Source organism: Rhizobium sp. ZPR4 (genome assembly GCF_040215725.1).
In the GTDB taxonomy this organism is placed as follows: Bacteria; Pseudomonadota; Alphaproteobacteria; order Rhizobiales; family Rhizobiaceae; genus Rhizobium; species Rhizobium rhizogenes_D.
The window spans coordinates 3703871-3721535 of record NZ_CP157967.1 but is presented as its reverse complement, the minus strand read 5'-3'; the positions used below and the strand labels follow the sequence as shown (position 1 = coordinate 3721535).

Genomic DNA, 17665 nt, shown 5'->3' with positions numbered 1-17665 from the left:
CGCCTCATTAAGGTACATGCATTGAACGACAGGGTCTGACGGACATTTCCGAGCCCTGTCCGAAGGAACAGGAACGGAATGACCGACAATCAAGACGACAAGACGCTGAGTGTTTCGGGTAAGAAGACCCTCACCTTGAAACCTTCAGGCGTAAACCAGGGCACCGTGCGCCAGGACATGGGCCGCGGTCGCACCAAGGCGGTCGTGGTTGAGACCCGTAAGCGCCGCCCGCTACGTCCTGAAGACGAAAAGCCAATCACGCCGACGACGACAGCCGCGCCATCGGTGACGCGCGTCGCCGAACCGACGCCGCAGCCGCCGCGCCCGCCGCAGCCGGCTCCGCGCATTCATCAGCCGGGCGGCCAGCAGCAGCGGCCAGCACAATCCAACCAGGGCTATCAGCAGCGCCCGCAGCAGGAGCGCTCGTCGCGTCCGGTGGTTCTGAACCACCTGTCGGCCGACGAGATGGACGCTCGCCGCCGCGCTCTCGCCGACGCCCAGGCTCGTGATGCGGCCGACGCTGTTCGTCGCGCCGAAGAAGAAGCCCGCCGCAAGCAGGAAGAAGAAGTCCGCCGCGTTGCCGAACAGGCCGAAGCCGCTCGCCGTGCCGCCGAAGAGGCTGCTCAGGCCGCGGCGGCAGCCAAGGTTGCCGAACAGGCTCCGGCTGCTCCGGTTGAAGCCAAGGTTGAAGCTCCGAAGCCGGCTACGCAGCCTGCTCCGGCTCCGGCCGTTGCACGCCGCCCGGATGCTTCCGCTCCACAGTCTGCCCGCCCCGGCGCAGCCGCTACGGAAGCGCCGGCCAATCGCCGTCGCCCGGGCAGTGAGGAAGAGGAAAGCCGTGGCCCGTCGCGCGGTGCTCCGATCCGTGGCAAGGTCACCCGGCCCGAGCCGGCGAAGCCCGTCACCACGCGTCCGAAGACAGACGAAGAGCGTCGCCGCGGCAAGCTGACGGTCACCACGGCCGATGTCGACGAAGACGGCAACGCACGCGGTCGTTCGCTTTCGGCCATGCGCCGCCGCCAGGAAAAGTTCCGCCGCAGCCAGATGCAGGAAACGCGCGAGAAGATTTCGCGTGAAGTCGTGCTGCCCGAGACCATCACGATTCAGGAACTGTCGCAGCGCATGTCCGAACGCGCCGTCGACGTCATCAAGTACCTGATGAAGGAAGGTCAGATGATGAAGCCGGGCGACGTCATCGACGCCGATCTGGCCGAACTCATCGCCGGCGAATTCGGCCATACGGTCAAGCGCGTTTCGGAATCCGACGTCGAGCAGGGCATCTTCGACGTTGCCGACGAGGAAGGCGAACTGGTTTCCCGTCCGCCTGTTGTCACCATCATGGGTCACGTCGACCACGGCAAGACCTCGCTGCTCGACGCCATCCGTCATGCAAACGTGGTTGCCGGCGAAGCCGGTGGCATCACCCAGCATATCGGTGCCTATCAGGTCGAGCAGAACGGTCAGAAGATCACCTTCATCGACACCCCCGGCCACGCCGCCTTCACGGCAATGCGTGCCCGCGGCGCCCAGGCGACCGATATCGCAATCCTCGTGGTTGCGGCTGACGACAGCGTGATGCCGCAGACGATCGAATCGATCAACCACGCCAAGGCGGCGGGTGTTCCGATCATCGTGGCGATCAACAAGATCGACAAGCACGAAGCCAACCCGCAGAAGGTCCGCACGGAACTGCTGCAGCACGAAGTCTTCGTCGAATCCATGGGCGGTGAAGTGCTCGACGTGGAAGTCTCCGCGAAGAACCGCACCAACCTCGACAAGCTGCTCGAAGCCATCCTGCTGCAGGCGGAAATCCTTGACCTCAAGGCCAATCCGAACCGCACGGCGGAAGGCACCGTCATCGAAGCCCAGCTCGATCGCGGCCGCGGCTCCGTCGCCACCGTGCTCGTACAGAAGGGCACGCTGCGTCCGGGCCAGATCGTCGTTGCCGGCGATCAGTGGGGCCGCGTTCGCGCGCTCGTCAACGACAAGGGTGAGCATGTGAAGGAAGCAGGCCCGGCCATGCCGGTCGAACTGCTCGGCCTTTCCGGCGCACCGCAGGCCGGCGACAAGTTCGCCGTCGTCGAAAGCGAAAGCCGTGCCCGCGAGATCTCGGAATATCGCCAGCGCCTCACCCGCGACAAGGCGGCTGCCCGCCTGTCCGGTCAGCGCGGCTCGCTGGAGCAGATGATGACGCAGCTCCAGGCTGTCGGCGTGAAGGAATTCCCGCTCGTCATCAAGGGCGACGTGCAGGGTTCGATCGAAGCCATTGCCGGCGCGCTCGAAAAGCTCGGCACCGACGAAGTCCGTGCCCGCATCGTTCATTCCGGTGCAGGCGGGATTACCGAATCGGATGTGTCGCTGGCGGAAGCCTCCAATGCGGCAATCATCGGCTTCAACGTCCGCGCCAACGCACAGGCACGTCAGTTCGCCGAGCGTCAGGGTATCGAAATCCGCTACTACAACATCATCTACGACCTGGTGGATGACGTGAAGGCAGCGATGTCGGGCCTGCTCTCGCCGGAGCGTCGCGAAACCTTCCTCGGCAATGCCGAGATCCTCGAGGTGTTCAACATCACGAAGGTCGGCAAGGTCGCGGGTTGCCGCGTTACCGAAGGCAAAGTCGAGCGTGGCGTCGGTGTGCGTCTGGTGCGCGACAACGTCGTCATCCACGAAGGCAAGCTCAAGACGCTCAAGCGCTTCAAGGACGAAGTGTCGGAGGTCAATGTCGGCCAGGAATGCGGTATGGCCTTCGAAAACTACGAAGACATTCGCGCCGGCGACACCATCGAGTGCTTCCGCGTCGAGCATATCACCCGCACGCTGTAAGCGATCCTTCGATTTACGAGATACAAAACCGCCGGCCAAGACCGGCGGTTTTTTGTTGGATGCTACGAACGGGATGCGCAAACGGTATGACGCCTGTATCTGAGGACGAACATTCAATCACCGTCTCCTTCATTCGCCAGCCGGACGAGCACGTCGCGGTGATGCTGCGGGCGGGCAGGCGCGCGGCGGGCCGCAGCCCGCAGAAAGCCCAAAACGACGCGGGATGGTTCGTACTGTGGGCGATCGCTATCGGTGCAGCCCTGCCCGTCGTCTTCCATTTCCTGCGCGAATACATATTCATTCCAATTTTCGGACTGTCGCCGTCGATCAATAAGGGCGACATGGCGATCATTTGGCTCATACCGACGCTGATCCTCTACGCACTGGTTTTGACCTACTCGAGTTGGCAGGTGCGGCGGCGCCTGGCGGCGATGCAAGCCCGTATACGGCCCGATATCACGATCACGGTGACAATTACGCCCAATGGCGCCACCTGGAACACAGAGCACACATCGATGTGGCTCGCCTGGAGCGAGATCGTCGATATCGGCCTTCGCGACAAACGGATCGAATTCGATCTCGAGTCCTTCGCAACCTATATCCCCATATCCGCTTTCGCCTCCGAGGCCGAGCAACAGGCCGCTTTCGCAAGGATTCTCGGCCTCTGGCGGGCTGCAAAGCCTGTGCAGCCTTGACCTTTGCGCCGGATCGAGTCATTTGACCCGCTTTATCGCGTCCAAGGGACGCTGCTAACGGAACAACCATGACCAAACCAACCTCTTCCGCGCCCTCGCAGCGCATGCTTCGCGTCGGCGAGCAGGTGCGCTCAGCGATCACGCAGGTTCTGCAGCGCGGCGAAGTGCGCGACGACCTGATCGAGCGCACCGTGATCTCCATTTCCGAGGTGCGCATGTCGCCCGACCTGAAGATCGCCACCGCCTTCGTGACCCCGCTCGGCGTTTCCGACCACAACGCCGTCATCGAGGCGTTGAACCGCCATGCGAAATATATCCGCGGCCGCCTCGGCCCGCAGCTTCGCCAGATGAAGTACATGCCGGAAGTCCGCTTCCGCGACGATACGAGCTTCGACAATTACAAGAAGATCGATGCGCTGCTGCGCTCGCCCGAGGTCAGCCGCGACCTCGAAGACGATAACGACCAAGATCAATAACAGAGACAGACAATGTCCAAGCCACGCAAGCCCAAGGGCCGCCCGATTTCGGGCTGGCTCATCCTCGACAAGCCGATCGATTTCGGCTCGACCGAGGCCGTTTCCAAGATCAAGTGGCTGTTCAAGGCCCAGAAGGCCGGCCATGCCGGCACGCTCGATCCGCTCGCCTCCGGCATGCTGCCGATCGCGCTCGGCGACGCCACCAAGACGGTTCCCTACGTCATGGACGGTCGCAAGATCTATGAATTCACCGTGACCTGGGGCGAGGAACGCGCTTCCGACGACCTCGAAGGCGAAGTGACCGCCACGTCCGACAGGCGTCCGAGCGAAGAAGATATTCGCGCGCTGCTGCCGAACTATACCGGCGTCATCAACCAGATCCCGCCGCAGTTCTCGGCCATCAAGATTGCTGGCGAGCGCGCCTACGATCTGGCCCGCGAAGGCGAGACGGTCGAGATCCCCTCGCGCGAAGTCGAGATTTTCCGCCTGACGCTGCTGGCCTGCCCGGATGCCAATACGGCGCATTTCGAAGTCGAGTGCGGCAAAGGCACCTATGTGCGCGCCCTTGCCCGCGATTTCGGCCGCGATCTCGGCTGCTACGGCCATATTTCCGGCCTGCGCCGCAGCTTCGTTGCACCCTTCGCCGAAGAGGCGATGGTGCCGCTTGCCGATCTTGTGGCACTCGAAGAGATCGAAGATGCCGACGAACGGCTTGCCGCCCTCGACGCGCTGCTGATCGACACGGCGGAAGCCCTGTCTTCGCTGCCGCATCTCGTCATCAGCGATGACCAGGCGCACCGCCTGAAGATGGGTAATCCCATTCTCGTGCGCGGCCGCGATGCGCCGGTTGCCGAAACCGAGGCCTACGCCACGGCACGCGGCAAGCTGATCGCCATCGGCGAGATCGGCCAGGGCGAATTCCGCCCCAAGCGCGTGTTCGGCTGATCCTCGATCAACCGGAAATGGCAGCTATTGCGAGGCAATGGCGATGCGATATGCTCTCCGACGGGCCATGACGGCCCGTTCAAGGGGGAGAATATGCGCAGCGCTACCATCAGCATACTGACATTCCTTTCGTTGTTCCTCACAGTCGCAAGCGCGCATTCCGCCGAACGCTGGGCCGGGCTGCCGCCCTTCCCGCCCATGCCACAGCCGAAGACGAGCGGCATGGCCGATGTTAATGACATCAAGATGTATTACGCCGAATATGGTCAGGGTGACCCCATCCTCTTCATCCATGGCGGACTGGGGAATGCCGATGTCTGGGGCGCTCAGGTTGCCGATTTCGCCAGGGATCACCTCGTTATCGTTGCCGACAGCCGCGGGCATGGCCGCTCGACGCGCAGCCAGCAGCCCTTCGGCTACGATCTGATGACTTCGGATTACGTCGCGCTGCTCGACTATCTGAAGATCGGCAGGGTGACGCTGGTCGGTTGGTCGGATGGCGGCATCATCGGCATCGACATGGCGATGAAACATCCCGAAAAGCTGACGCGCGTGATCGCGCAAGCCGCCAATGTCACGACCGACGGTGTCAAACCGGATGTCATGAGCAACAAGACCTTCAACGACTACATCAACGTCGCCGGCGAGTACTACAAGAAGCTGTCGCCGACGCCGAACGAGTATGATGCCTTCGTCAACCAGATTTCGCAGATGTGGGCGACGCAGCCGGCATGGACTGCAGCCGACCTTGGAAAGATCACAGTGCCGGTCACGCTTGCCATCGGCGATCATGACGAGGCGGTCAAGCTCGACCATACGCAGATGATGGCGAAGGAGATTCCGGGAGCCAAGCTCGTCATCCTGAAGGACGCCAGCCATTTCGCCATGCTGCAGCATCCAGAGGGCTACGATGCCATGATCCGGGATGCCATGGCGGGGCGCTGAAACCGCCTCGGGGACAACCCTCTTTCCATTGCCGCTCATTTGGTTTATAGGCAGCGCCAGCATCAGGCATGCCTGATTGCATTCGCGGCCAATGCTGGACGACATCCCGGCGTTTGGCGACTTCAATCTCCTCTCATAGAAAGGACCATCCGATGTCGATCACTGCTGAGCGCAAGGCTGCGCTGATCAAGGAATACGCTACCGCTGAAGGCGACACCGGTTCTCCGGAAGTCCAAGTTGCGATCCTGACCGAGCGCATCAACAACCTCACGGAACACTTCAAGGACCACAAGAAGGACAACCACTCCCGTCGTGGCCTTCTGACGATGGTTTCCAGCCGGCGCTCGCTTCTTGACTACCTCAAGAAGAAGGACGAAGGCCGTTATACCAAGCTGATCACCAGCCTCGGTATCCGCCGCTAACGGAATTTCCGGCGGGCGTTCACCTGAACGTCCGCCGGATGCTTATGAAGAGTACGAAATTCTGAGACCAGTTTCCCTCGCGCCTTGTGTCGGTGCGATGCGAAACCATCGGCAGGCCGGATGGGCCGGTGCTGCCAACAACAACCGTTGACCTGTCATGGGGCAGGATTGCCGGATGCTTTCAGCCGAAGCTTCGTGCTTCGGCCTGATTTCGAAAGCCTCTCGTTGTCTTGCCCGTGATGCGTCACATTTCGTGCGGTCGAAGATGTGCCCTGCCGAATTCGTCGGCGACGGCGCCTTTTCCCGCATAATGCAAGGACAAGATATGTTCGATATCCATACCGTCGAAATCGAGTGGGCAGGCCGCCCGCTGAAGCTGGAAACCGGCAAGATCGCCCGCCAGGCCGACGGCGCCGTTGTCGCCACCTACGGCGAGACCGTGGTGCTTGCGACCGTCGTTTCCGCCAAGGCGCCGAAGCCGGGCCAGGACTTCTTCCCGCTCACCGTCAACTACCAGGAAAAGACCTACGCAGCCGGCAAGATCCCCGGCGGCTACTTCAAGCGCGAGGGCCGTCCGAGCGAAAACGAAACGCTCGTTTCCCGCCTGATCGACCGCCCGATCCGCCCGCTTTTCCCGGAAGGCTACAAGAACGACACGCAGGTCGTCGTTACCGTCATCCAGCATGACCTTGAAAACAACCCTGACATTCTGTCGATGGTTGCCACTTCCGCAGCGCTCACACTCTCCGGCGTTCCCTTCATGGGCCCGGTCGGCGGCGCTCGCGTCGGCTACATCAACGGCGAGTACGTGCTGAACCCGCATCTCGACGAGATGGACGAATCGAGCCTCGACCTCGTCGTCGCCGGCACGCAGGACGCCGTTCTGATGGTTGAATCCGAAGCCAAGGAACTGCCTGAAGACGTCATGCTCGGCGCCGTCATGTTCGGTCATCGCGGCTTCCAGCCTGTCATCGACGCGATCATCAAGCTCGCCGAAGTGGCCGCCAAGGAGCCCCGCGATTTCCAGCCGGAAGACTATTCCGAGCTCGAGAAGGAAATGCTCGGCCTTGCCGAAGCCGAACTGCGCGATGCCTACAAGATCACCCAGAAGGCCGATCGCTACGCTGCCGTCGACGCCGTCAAGGCGAAGGTGAAGGCACACTTCCTGCCCGAGGAAGGCGAAGCCAAGTACACGGCCGAAGAAGTCGGCGCCATCTTCAAGCATCTGCAGGCCAAGATCGTTCGCTGGAACATCCTCGACACGTCCAGCCGCATCGACGGCCGCGACCTGTCGACCGTTCGCCCGATCGTTTCGGAAGTCGGCCTTCTGCCGCGCACGCATGGTTCGGCGCTGTTTACCCGCGGTGAAACGCAGGCAATCGTCGTCGCCACGCTCGGCACCGGCGAAGACGAACAGTATGTCGACAGCCTGACGGGCATGTACAAGGAGCGCTTCCTGCTCCATTACAACTTCCCTCCCTACTCGGTTGGCGAAACCGGCCGCATGGGTTCCCCGGGTCGTCGCGAAATCGGTCACGGCAAGCTCGCATGGCGCGCTATCCGCCCGATGCTGCCGACGGCGGAACAGTTCCCCTACACGCTGCGCGTCGTTTCCGAGATCACCGAGTCCAACGGCTCGTCTTCGATGGCAACGGTTTGCGGCACCTCGCTCGCTCTGATGGACGCCGGCGTTCCGCTGGCCAAGCCGGTTGCCGGCATCGCCATGGGTCTGATCCTGGAAGGCGAGCGTTTCGCCGTTCTCTCCGACATTCTCGGTGACGAAGACCACCTCGGCGACATGGACTTCAAGGTCGCCGGCACCGCTGACGGTATCACCTCGCTGCAGATGGACATCAAGATCGCCGGTATCACCGAAGAGATCATGAAGGTCGCGCTCGGCCAGGCACAGGGCGGCCGCGCCCACATCCTCGGCGAAATGTCCAAGGCAATCACCGAAAGCCGTGGCCAGCTCGGCGAATTCGCACCGCGCATCGAAGTCATGAACATTCCGGTCGACAAGATCCGCGAAGTCATCGGCTCCGGCGGCAAGGTCATCCGCGAAATCGTCGAAAAGACCGGCGCCAAGATCAACATCGAGGACGACGGCACCGTCAAGATCGCATCCTCCTCCGGCAAGGAAATCGAAGCGGCCCGCAAGTGGATCCACTCGATCGTCGCCGAGCCGGAAGTCGGCCAGATCTACGAAGGCACCGTTGTCAAGACCGCCGACTTCGGCGCCTTCGTCAACTTCTTCGGCGCCCGTGACGGCCTCGTCCACATCTCGCAGCTCGCCTCCGAGCGCGTGGCGAAGACCCAGGACGTCGTCAAGGAAGGCGACAAGGTCTGGGTCAAGCTGCTCGGCTTCGACGAACGCGGCAAGGTTCGCCTGTCCATGAAGGTCGTCGACCAGGCCACCGGCCAGGAAATCGCCGCCGACAAGAAGAAGGACGACGCAGCCGAGTAAGCTGCGCCTTCATCCAAGTTCCGGGGCGCGGGATTTTTCCGCGCCCTTTTTATATGATCGTCGTCGGCTTCATCCGACGGCCGAAGCCCGTTAGTTTGCCACGAGACCACGCCCATGAGCCGCGATGCCCTGAAGACCCTGTTCCACCCCTTTGCCTCCGGCACCGTCGAGGCGCCTGGCGAGGGGCAGCGAATCCTGTTTCTCGGCGCCGAGGCGGGCTTTGCGCTGCCGGAGGGGTTTGCCGCCGAGCTTTCCGCGGTTCAGGGCTTCCGTCCCTTCTATCGCCAGCTGCAGGCGCAGCGCATCAATGTGACGCCGGAAATCGAAGGCGAAGGCTATGACGGCGCGCTGGTGCTTTGCGGCAAGCACAAGGGCGAGAATGAAGGTCATATCGCCGAAGCCCTGGCACGCGTTAAGGAAGGCGGCCTCATCGTCGTTGCAGGCGGCAAGGAAGACGGCATCCAGCCGCTGCGCAAGCGCATCGAAGGCTTTGGCCTTACAGTCGAGCATATGCCGAAGTATCACGGCGTTGCCTTCTGGTTTGGACGTCCTGCCGACATCAAGCCGTTGACGGCCCAGCTTGCAAAGCCGGCGACTGAGGTCGAGGGCCGCTTCACCACGGCGCCCGGCATGTTCTCTCACGACCGGATCGATGCCGGCTCGGAACTGCTCGCCTCGCGCCTGCCGACCGATTTTGCCGGCGACGCCGCCGATTTCGGCGCCGGCTGGGGCTACCTCTCCGTCGAGCTCGCAACGAAGTCGCCGAGGATCGAGCGTATCGACCTCTACGAGGCCCATTACGGCGCTCTGGAGGCCGCACGCGCCAATCTCCTGGCAAACTGCCCGAAAGTCGCCCAGCGCTTCTTCTGGCACGATCTGGCGAGCGAGCCGGTCAAGGACAAGTACGACCTGATCATCATGAACCCGCCCTTCCACGAGGGCCATGCCGCCGAACCTTCGCTCGGCCAGGCGATGATCAAGACCGCCGCTTCGGCGCTGCGCGGCGGCGGGCGCCTGATGCTGGTCGCCAATCGCGGCCTCCCCTACGAGCCGGTGCTTTCGGAAAACTTCAAGGAGTTCGGCGAGACCTGCCGCAATGCCCGCTACAAGGTGCTCTGGGCCAAGAAATAAGACCGGGAGTCGCAAAGGCTCCGACCTCAATTACGCCACCGTCATATCCTCCCTTTCGCTTCACGCATATTCGAAGCCTTGGGGGGATCATGACGCGAATGATGGGCATCACACGCAGGGGCGTACTTCAATCCGGACTTCTCGCGCTCGCCTCGGCATTTCCAGGGTTACGCAGCGCCGAGGCGAAGCCGGGCTGGCAAACGGCATTGATCACCGCCGCGCGCAGTCAGATCGGCGTTACGACGCTTTATGACCCCGCTTATGTCCGCATCGCCTATCCAGGCGGCGACGTGCCGCCCGAGCGTGGCGTCTGCGCCGACGTCATCATCCGCGCCTATCGCAGCGCCTTTAGCCTCGACCTGCAGAAACTGCTCCATCTGGATATGAGCACGCATTTCTCCGGCTACCCACAGGCCTGGGGTCTGAAAAAGCCTGATAGTAACATCGATCATCGGCGTGTTCTCAATCTGGCAGCCTATTTCAGCCGCAGAGGAACAGCGCTACCGGTAAGCGACGATGTCAGCCAATATCAGCCGGGCGATCTCGTCACGCAGCTCCTGCCGGGCAACCTGCCGCATATCCTCATCATCTCCTCCGGCATGTCGAGCGACGTTGCAGGCCGTCCGCTGGTGATCCAGAATATCGGCGCTGGCGCAAAGGAGGACGACACGCTGTTTGCCTACCCGCGGACCGGACATTTCCGCTTCGCGCCAGAGGCGGCGGCTCTTTGAGGTCCATCCTCGCAAGACAAATCTTTCGCTGAGCCTTATCAGGTGGCGATCAACGTGCCTGATCCGGCATTCTTGCGGCCCATTCGCGGCTCAGCACGGCATAAACATATTCATCGCCCCAGACGCCATTGAAGCGATCGTTCTCGATGAGATGGGCCTCGCGCCGCAGGCCAAGCCGTTCGACGACACCGACGGAACCCGCATTCTTCGCATCCAGCCGTGCGAAAATCCGATGAAAGCCGAATTTTTCGAAGCCAAGGGTTATGATAGCGGCAGCCGCCTCGGTGGCGTAACCCTTGCCCGCAAAGGCTGGATTGAACATATAGCCGACCTCGGCCTGCAGAGCCGCCTTGTTTGCAATCTTCAAGCTGACCTGGCCCACCAAGGCATCATCCTCGCGCCGCACCACCGCGCAGCGGAGAATATCGCCATCATCAGACAAGCGCGTATTGAAACTCGCGTCAAAACGTTCCCGCATCTCCTCTTCCGACGGAGGATCGCTGTAGAGATAACGATAGATCTCCGGCAGGGAGCGATAAGCGCGATAGGCTTCGAAATCCTCGGGCACAAAGCGGCGGAGGATGAGACGGTCGGTCGATGCGAAGGATTCGGCGTCACTGGACGTCATCGGGAATCCTCTGGCAGGATATCCGGAAATTTGGTCCTCCCGGCCAAAGGGCCGAGAGAACAATTCAGACAAGCAGCTTTTACTCTGTATCCGCGCTCGACAATGTCTCCAGCGTCGGCATCGAGGTGATGTTGTAGCCGGCATCGACGAAATGGATTTCGCCCGTGACGCCGGCCGACAGATCCGACAGGAGATAGAGCGAGGAGGAACCGACCTGATCGATGGTGACGGACTTGCGCAGCGGCGCGTTGCGCTGGTTCCACGAGAGGATGGCGCGGGCATCGGAAATGCCGGCACCGGCCAGCGTGCGGATCGGGCCGGCAGAAACCGCGTTGACGCGAATGCCGCGCGGGCCGTAATCCGCAGCGAGATAGCGGACGGAAGCCTCGAGCGCGGCCTTGGCGACGCCCATGACGTTGTAGTTCGGGATCACGCGCGTCGAGCCGTTATAGGTCAGCGTCAGCATGCTGCCGCCCTCGGTCATCAGATCGGCTGCGCGCTTGGCGATCTCGGTGAAGGAGAAGCAGGAAATCACCATGGTGCGGGTGAAATTCTCCCGCGTGGTGTTGGCATAGAGCCCCTTCAGCTCGTTCTTGTCGGAAAAGCCGATGGCGTGGACGATGAAGTCCAGCTTGCCCCAGCGCTCCTTGATCGCCGCGAAGACGGAATCGACCGAAGCCAGATCCTCGACGTCGCACGGCAGAAGGAAGTCCGAGCCGACTTCGGCTGCCAGCGGCTTGACGCGCTTGCCGAGTGCTTCGCCCTGAAATGTGAAAGCCAGTTCGGCGCCCTCGGCTGCCAGCGCCTTTGAAATACCCCAAGCAATCGAGTGATTGTTTGCGACGCCCATGATGAGGCCGCGCTTACCCTGCATAATTCCCGTCATTGCCTTATCCGTTGTAGCGCTGGAATACGAGCGTGGCGTTGGTGCCGCCGAAGCCGAAGGAATTCGAGAGGGCGATATCGAACTTGGCATTGTCGATACGCTTGCGCACGATCGGCACGCCTTCGAATTCCGGATCGAGTTCGGTGATATGAGCGCTTTCGCCGATGAAACGCTCCTGCATCATCAGGATCGAGTAGATCGATTCCTGAACGCCCGCTGCGCCGAGCGAATGGCCCGTCAGCGACTTGGTCGACTGGACCGGCGGGATCTTGTCGCCGAAGACTTCGCGGATTGCGCCGATTTCCTTGCTGTCGCCCACCGGCGTCGAGGTGCCGTGAGTGTTGATGTAGTCGATATCGCCCTTCACGGTGGCGAGCGCCTGGCGCATGCAGCGCACGGCACCTTCGCCCGACGGTGCGACCATGTCGTAGCCATCAGAGGTGGCGCCGTAGCCGACGATCTCGGCATAGATCTTGGCGCCGCGCGCCTTGGCATGTTCAAGCTCTTCCAGAACCAGCACGCCGGCGCCGCCGGCGATGACGAAGCCGTCACGCTTGGCGTCATAGGCGCGCGAGGCGGTTTCCGGGTGATTTTCGTTGAAGTCGGAGGACATGGCACCCATGGCATCGAAGAGGTTCGACATGGTCCAGTCGAGATCTTCGTGGCCGCCGGCAAACATCACATCCTGCTTGCCCCACTGGATCATCTCGGCGGCATTGCCGATGCAGTGCGCCGAGGTCGAGCAGGCCGACGAAATGGAGTAGTTGACGCCGTGAATCTTGAACCAGGTGGCAAGTGTCGCCGATGCCGTTGACGACATCGACTTCGGCACGGCGAAGGGGCCGATGCGCTTCGGGCTGTTGTTCTTGCGGGTGATGTCGGCCGCCTCGATCAACGTGCGGGTCGACGGGCCGCCGGAACCCATGATGATGCCGGTGCGCTCGTTGCTGATATCGCCTTCTTCGAGGCCGCTATCGGCGATCGCCTGCTTCATGGCGACGTGGTTCCAGGCACCGCCCTGCGACAGGAAGCGCATGGCGCGGCGATCCACCAGGTCGGTCGTATCGATCTTCGGCGCGCCCCAGACCTGGCACTTGAAGCCATGCTCGGCAAAATCGGGGGAGAAGGAAATGCCGGATTTGGCGTCGCGCAGCGATGCGGTCACCTCTTGAGCATTGTTTCCAATCGAAGAGACAATACCCAGACCCGTAACAACTACCCGTCTCATGTCGATGACCTTTTCTAAAACATCTGTCTTTGTGGAGGCGGCGGTGCCGCAGTTCAGGCAACCTTGTCCTTGGACAGGCCCACGCGCAGGTCCGTCGCCTGATAGATGGTCTCGCCATCGGCCTTCAGCCAGCCGTCGGCAGTGCCGAGGACGAGGCGGCCGCGCATGACGCGCTTGAAGTCGATGCCGTATTCGAGAAGCTTCGTATCCGGGCGGACCATGCCCTTGAACTTCACTTCACCTGTCGAAAGCGCCATGCCACGGCCGGGCTCGCCAAGCCAGCCGAGGAAGAAGCCCGTCAGCTGCCACATGCCGTCAAGGCCGAGGCAACCCGGCATGATCGGGTTGCCGGCGAAGTGGCAGGGGAAATACCAGTCGTCGGGACGCACGTCATATGCGGCGCGGATGAAACCCTTGTCGAAGGCGCCACCGGTTTCGGAAATTTCTGTAATGCGGTGGACCATCAGCATCGGCGGTAGGGGAAGCTGTGCGTTACCCGGGCCGAACAGCTCGCCGCGGCCACAGGACAGGATTTCCTCGTAATTGAAGCTGGATTGTCTCGTCGTCATAAAAATTCCGTTTCCCCCGCATGAATGCCGATGGATGTGAAGCTTTAGTGCAAGATCGACAGAAAATGAAGCGCAACCATCACACTCTCATTCACCTGTTCAATCGAACGTACTAGCTCTTATGTGGTGGTCGCATACAGGAACGCCAGAGCCGCTACCAGTGCCAAATGCGGCAAAAGCCCGATTTTTCCGGCTTTTGAGCACCTTCCCACCCCATTGAAACTATTGAAAGCAATCAAGGCAAAAGTTATATGGCTTAGTAAAGAATTATAGAGATCAGGAATCCGGAGTCCCTGAATGGCGGAAGAAGCCGAAATCGCGATCGAGAGCAGGCTGCGCAATGTGGGCCTGAGGCCGACCAGGCAGCGCATCGCGCTCGGCGATCTTCTCTTCGCCAAGGGCGACCGCCATCTGACCGTGGAAGAGCTTCATGAGGAAGCTGTTGCCGCCGGCGTTCCGGTTTCGCTCGCGACCGTCTACAACACGCTGCATCAATTTACCGAGGCAGGCCTGATCCGCGTGCTCGCCGTCGAAAGCACCAAGACCTATTTCGACACCAACGTCTCCGATCACCATCACTTTTTTGTCGAAGGCCACAACGAAGTGCTGGATATTCCGATCAGCAATCTGACCATCGATAATCTGCCCGAACCGCCGAAGGGCATGGAAATCGCCCATGTCGACGTGGTGATCCGCCTGCGCCGCAAGCAGCAGCGCTAAGACAAGCGCCGCGTCAGCTCACCCTGCTGCAAAACCCCCCTGTCACATCACATCGTCCGGATGTCGGCCGGGCTTGTGATGATAGGTCGGAAAGGTCCAGCCGAACCAGAGCGCGCCGCCACGCACCGCAAAGGCCGCGATCACACCGAGCCCCGCAGAGGCATAAAGCGGCAGCATCGTCGCATTGGCGGCGGTGAAGACGCCTGCGCCGACAAGCGAGGCCGTCACATAGATTTCCGGCCGCAACAGCACCGAGGGTTCGTTTGCCAAGAGATCGCGCAGGATGCCGCCAAAGGTCGCCGTCAGCGCGCCGGTGACGATCGCAACGGTGGGCGAACCTGTCGCCGCCATGCCTTTGGCCGCCCCCATCACGCAATAGGCTGACAGCCCGACGGCATCGAGCCAGATGAGCAGCCGATAGCGCGATTCGAAGAGATGCGCGGTGAAAAAGACCAGCACGCCGACCACAGCGCAGATGATGATGTAGGTCGGGTTCAGCACCCAGAAGACCGGCACGCGGCCAAGTACGATATCGCGCAGCGTGCCGCCGCCGATGCCGGTGACGGCTGCCAGGAACAGGAAGCCGATCAGATCGAGCTGCTTGCGCGAGGCGGCAAGCGCGCCGGTTGCGGCAAAAAGGGCGACGCCGGCATAGTCAAGAAACGAGAGAAGCGACATCGAAAACTCCAACGGGAGGCCGGCGATTTTTCCGAAATGAATCACGACGGCAAGGGTCGCGCAAGCAGGCGCGTGCAAAGATGTCGCAGCGGCTGCGGCTGTTATGGTGGCCGAGGCGGCGCTTCGAAAAGGAATCCCCCGTGAAATCCCTGCTGATCGTACTCCTCAACCTCGTCGCTCTCGTGATCATGCCCGCCGTGGCCGAAGCGCAGCAATCGATCCTGCAGGACCCCGTGGCCTTCGAGAAGGACCACTTCACCAAGAGCTGCGACGGCCAGGTGAACTTCGGCGACAAGTTCGCCACCCAGCAGGACATCAACAACGACAAGCTGATGGATATCGTCGTCAACGAGGGCGAGATCACCTGCAAGGGAGAAAAAGGCCCCTACTGCACCGACGAGGGCTGCCCCTATAATTTCTACGTCCAGGTCGCCGAAGGCGGCTATCTGCTCGTCGCCACCGCGCAGATTTACGGCTACGATTTCATCCAGCGTTTCGGCAACATGGTGCTGGTGATGAAAATGCATCCGCGCTTCTGCGACCGCAAAGATGGCGAAGCCGTCTGCGAAATCACCGTCAGGGTGCGCGGCACCAAATTCGTCACGATCTCGAAGAAATAGGCAATCTCAGGAAAAGGCGGACACGTTACGGTTCGGGATAGAGCGCCGAGGTGCGGCCGACGGCATAGTAGCCGACCAGACCCACCCATTCGCGCAGGCCGGTCGCCAGCAGCTGCGCATTGCGCGAAGGCTGTGTGAAGTCGAGGCCGAGGCTTTCCTTGCCGGTGCTGCGATAGTCGACCGGCCATGGCACGACGGGAATGCCCTGCTTGCGGAAGATGCCCATCGAGCGCGGCATGTGGAAGCCCGAAGTGATGAGCAGGCAATCCGAAAGGCCATTCTGCGCCAGCAGCTCCTTCGTGTTGACGGCATTCTCGAAGGTGGTGCGTGAGGTCTTGTCCTCGACCATGCGGCTTGTCGGAATGCCGAGCGCGGTGAAGAAACGCTCGGAGATGACGGCATCGCCCTCATAGGTGCCACCGATCGAGCCATCGCCACCCGAGATCACGATACGCGCCTGCGAATATTTCTGCGCAAGACGCAGCGCTTCGATCAAACGATCACCGGCCGAATCGAGCTCGTAGCCGCCACGGGCCGTCGTCACCTCATTCTGCGTGGCGCCGCCGAGCACGATCATGCATTTGAGATCGGCAGGATCAGCCGCCGGATGCGGAAAACGCTCTTCCAGCCCCTGAACGACATAGGCGCCGGCTGTCGTATAAAGCGAAACGAACAGAATCAGCACCGATAAGAGCGACGAGATGATGGCCGTGGCGCGCCAGCGCAGGAGAACGGCGACAAATGCCAGGAGAACGAAAAGAAACGCCAGCGACAGCGGCTGACCGAAAATCCAGACAAGTTTCGAAAAAACGAACACGGCATATCCTTAGGCTTGTCGGCAAAACGATTCGTTTTTCTCACTAGCAGATTTTTGTGCGCTGCAATGTGGCTATTTCATTCGCCGCGCTGTCGGGGCCGCCATCATCAGCCGCTGATTGAAGCGGCGCTGCAGTGGACGGGGGATGAAAAGGGTTGATAGCGCCAGCACGAGCGCGACCATCGAAACCAGCCAGAGTGCCCAGACGCCAAGGGCATTGGTGAGAAGCGCGCCGATCCGCCGCATGGGCGATGACGATGCCGAGCGCATTGCCGGCAATGAAGGTCAGAATGGCGGAAAACAGCACCGTCGCATGGCCGAAATCCCCCGTCCCCAAGGCAATCGCCGCCGGCGTCGTATTGCCGGTCATGAAGGACACGAAATTCCCCGTCAGCATCAGCCCGACCGCATCGGTCATGCCGGCGAGAAAAGCGATCGAGGCAACGGGCAAAAGCCTCGTCACGGTACGGCGAGTCTTGATGAGACGACGGCGGCGCCGTCTGGTCATGGGCGAATCGGGGTAGGTTGCGGAGGATTGGAGGCTAGCATGGAGTTGGGGGGATGCGGAGGATTGTGACGTTTGTTCAACGCAAGAATCTTGCCGAAGGGCAGTTACAATCTCTTCTTGGCAAAGGCGCGACCTGATCCGGATTTGAGATATTTTTCGAACGCGAACGCCTGCGCTTCATCGGAAAAGCCGATGTAGGTTTTCACCGACCACGGCGCATATTTCGATGTATGAGGCACTTCTCTGGCGTTGTGCTTCGCCAGACGGGCTTTCAGGTCCCCAGTCACGCCGACATAGTGACGATCAGGAAAACCACAGCTTCGGAGGACGTAAACATACTTCATGCACAGCATGATAGCGCATGGCGGCAAGATCA

18 protein-coding genes and 1 pseudogene are annotated in these 17665 nt (G+C 61.3%); 11 read left to right on the top strand and 8 right to left on the bottom strand.

The features are described 5' to 3' along the window. Positions 1 to 78: 78 nt before the first annotated feature. The 9 genes from infB (at position 79) to ABOK31_RS17780 (ending at position 10635) form a co-directional block, all read left to right on the top strand. Positions 79 to 2826: a translation initiation factor IF-2 gene (gene infB / locus ABOK31_RS17820; protein WP_174178505.1), complete on the top strand. Its 2748-nt coding sequence runs from the start codon at positions 79 to 81 to the stop codon at positions 2824 to 2826. A gap of 86 nt (positions 2827 to 2912) precedes the next feature. Further along, entirely contained in the window at positions 2913 to 3521 is a 609-nt protein-coding gene (locus ABOK31_RS17815; protein ID WP_349956981.1) for a hypothetical protein, read from the top strand. Positions 3522 to 3589: 68 nt separating this feature from the next. Further along, on the top strand, positions 3590 to 3997 hold the full coding sequence (rbfA, locus tag ABOK31_RS17810) for a 30S ribosome-binding factor RbfA (protein WP_349956979.1): 408 nt from the start codon (positions 3590 to 3592) through the stop codon (positions 3995 to 3997). A gap of 12 nt (positions 3998 to 4009) precedes the next feature. Further along, complete coding sequence (gene truB, locus ABOK31_RS17805; RefSeq protein WP_349956977.1) at positions 4010 to 4942, top strand: tRNA pseudouridine(55) synthase TruB; 933 nt, start codon at positions 4010 to 4012, stop codon at positions 4940 to 4942. A 93-nt stretch (positions 4943 to 5035) separates the two neighbouring features. After that, the gene (locus ABOK31_RS17800) at positions 5036 to 5887 is read left to right on the top strand and encodes an alpha/beta hydrolase (RefSeq protein ID WP_349956975.1); all 852 of its coding nucleotides are present in this window, start codon (positions 5036 to 5038) and stop codon (positions 5885 to 5887) included. A 152-nt stretch (positions 5888 to 6039) separates the two neighbouring features. Then, positions 6040 to 6309, top strand: a complete 270-nt coding sequence (gene rpsO / locus ABOK31_RS17795) for a 30S ribosomal protein S15 (RefSeq protein ID WP_069613589.1) — start codon at positions 6040 to 6042, stop codon at positions 6307 to 6309. 325 nt (positions 6310 to 6634) lie between these two features. Continuing rightward, a complete protein-coding gene (gene pnp, locus ABOK31_RS17790; RefSeq protein WP_174178513.1) occupies positions 6635 to 8773 on the top strand; it encodes a polyribonucleotide nucleotidyltransferase in 2139 nt (712 codons plus the stop codon). 114 nt (positions 8774 to 8887) lie between these two features. Continuing rightward, positions 8888 to 9904: a class I SAM-dependent methyltransferase gene (locus tag ABOK31_RS17785; RefSeq protein WP_349956972.1), complete on the top strand. Its 1017-nt coding sequence runs from the start codon at positions 8888 to 8890 to the stop codon at positions 9902 to 9904. A gap of 89 nt (positions 9905 to 9993) precedes the next feature. Next, entirely contained in the window at positions 9994 to 10635 is a 642-nt protein-coding gene (locus tag ABOK31_RS17780) for a DUF1287 domain-containing protein (RefSeq protein WP_349956971.1), read from the top strand. A 49-nt stretch (positions 10636 to 10684) separates the two neighbouring features. Here the strand turns inward: ABOK31_RS17780 and ABOK31_RS17775 are convergent, their stop codons facing one another. From ABOK31_RS17775 to fabA, 4 genes are all read right to left on the bottom strand, one after another. Further along, entirely contained in the window at positions 10685 to 11263 is a 579-nt protein-coding gene (locus ABOK31_RS17775) for a GNAT family N-acetyltransferase (RefSeq protein ID WP_349956969.1), read from the bottom strand. 79 nt (positions 11264 to 11342) lie between these two features. After that, on the bottom strand, positions 11343 to 12149 hold the full coding sequence (fabI, locus tag ABOK31_RS17770) for an enoyl-ACP reductase FabI (protein WP_174178519.1): 807 nt from the start codon (positions 12147 to 12149) through the stop codon (positions 11343 to 11345). A gap of 4 nt (positions 12150 to 12153) precedes the next feature. Next, positions 12154 to 13377 (bottom strand): beta-ketoacyl-ACP synthase I, encoded by a 1224-nt coding sequence (fabB, locus tag ABOK31_RS17765; RefSeq protein ID WP_174178521.1) that lies wholly within the window; start codon positions 13375 to 13377, stop codon positions 12154 to 12156. A gap of 53 nt (positions 13378 to 13430) precedes the next feature. Beyond that, positions 13431 to 13946, bottom strand: a complete 516-nt coding sequence (fabA, locus tag ABOK31_RS17760; RefSeq protein WP_174178523.1) for a 3-hydroxyacyl-[acyl-carrier-protein] dehydratase FabA — start codon at positions 13944 to 13946, stop codon at positions 13431 to 13433. Between the two features lie 297 nt (positions 13947 to 14243). Here fabA and irrA point away from each other — a divergent pair, with 297 nt between their 5' ends. Continuing rightward, positions 14244 to 14666, top strand: coding sequence for an iron response transcriptional regulator IrrA (gene irrA, locus ABOK31_RS17755; protein WP_174178525.1), 423 nt, complete (start codon positions 14244 to 14246; stop codon positions 14664 to 14666). Between the two features lie 42 nt (positions 14667 to 14708). Here irrA and ABOK31_RS17750 read toward each other — a convergent pair whose 3' ends face one another. Further along, positions 14709 to 15344 carry a trimeric intracellular cation channel family protein gene (locus tag ABOK31_RS17750; RefSeq protein ID WP_041677753.1) on the bottom strand — a complete coding sequence of 212 codons (636 nt, stop codon included), beginning with the start codon at positions 15342 to 15344 and terminating at the stop codon, positions 14709 to 14711. A gap of 140 nt (positions 15345 to 15484) precedes the next feature. Here ABOK31_RS17750 and ABOK31_RS17745 point away from each other — a divergent pair, with 140 nt between their 5' ends. Continuing rightward, positions 15485 to 15964, top strand: a complete 480-nt coding sequence (locus ABOK31_RS17745) for a hypothetical protein (RefSeq protein ID WP_349956967.1) — start codon at positions 15485 to 15487, stop codon at positions 15962 to 15964. Positions 15965 to 15989: 25 nt separating this feature from the next. Here ABOK31_RS17745 and ABOK31_RS17740 read toward each other — a convergent pair whose 3' ends face one another. The 3 genes and pseudogenes from ABOK31_RS17740 to ABOK31_RS17730 all read right to left on the bottom strand — a co-directional run bounded on the left by ABOK31_RS17740 (position 15990) and on the right by ABOK31_RS17730 (position 17633). Further along, positions 15990 to 16781, bottom strand: a complete 792-nt coding sequence (locus tag ABOK31_RS17740; RefSeq protein WP_349956965.1) for a YdcF family protein — start codon at positions 16779 to 16781, stop codon at positions 15990 to 15992. Positions 16782 to 16853: 72 nt separating this feature from the next. Further along, positions 16854 to 17289, bottom strand: a pseudogene (locus ABOK31_RS17735) (DUF1275 family protein). Positions 17290 to 17393: 104 nt separating this feature from the next. Then, entirely contained in the window at positions 17394 to 17633 is a 240-nt protein-coding gene (locus ABOK31_RS17730) for a GIY-YIG nuclease family protein (protein ID WP_349956964.1), read from the bottom strand. Positions 17634 to 17665: the final 32 nt, after the last annotated feature.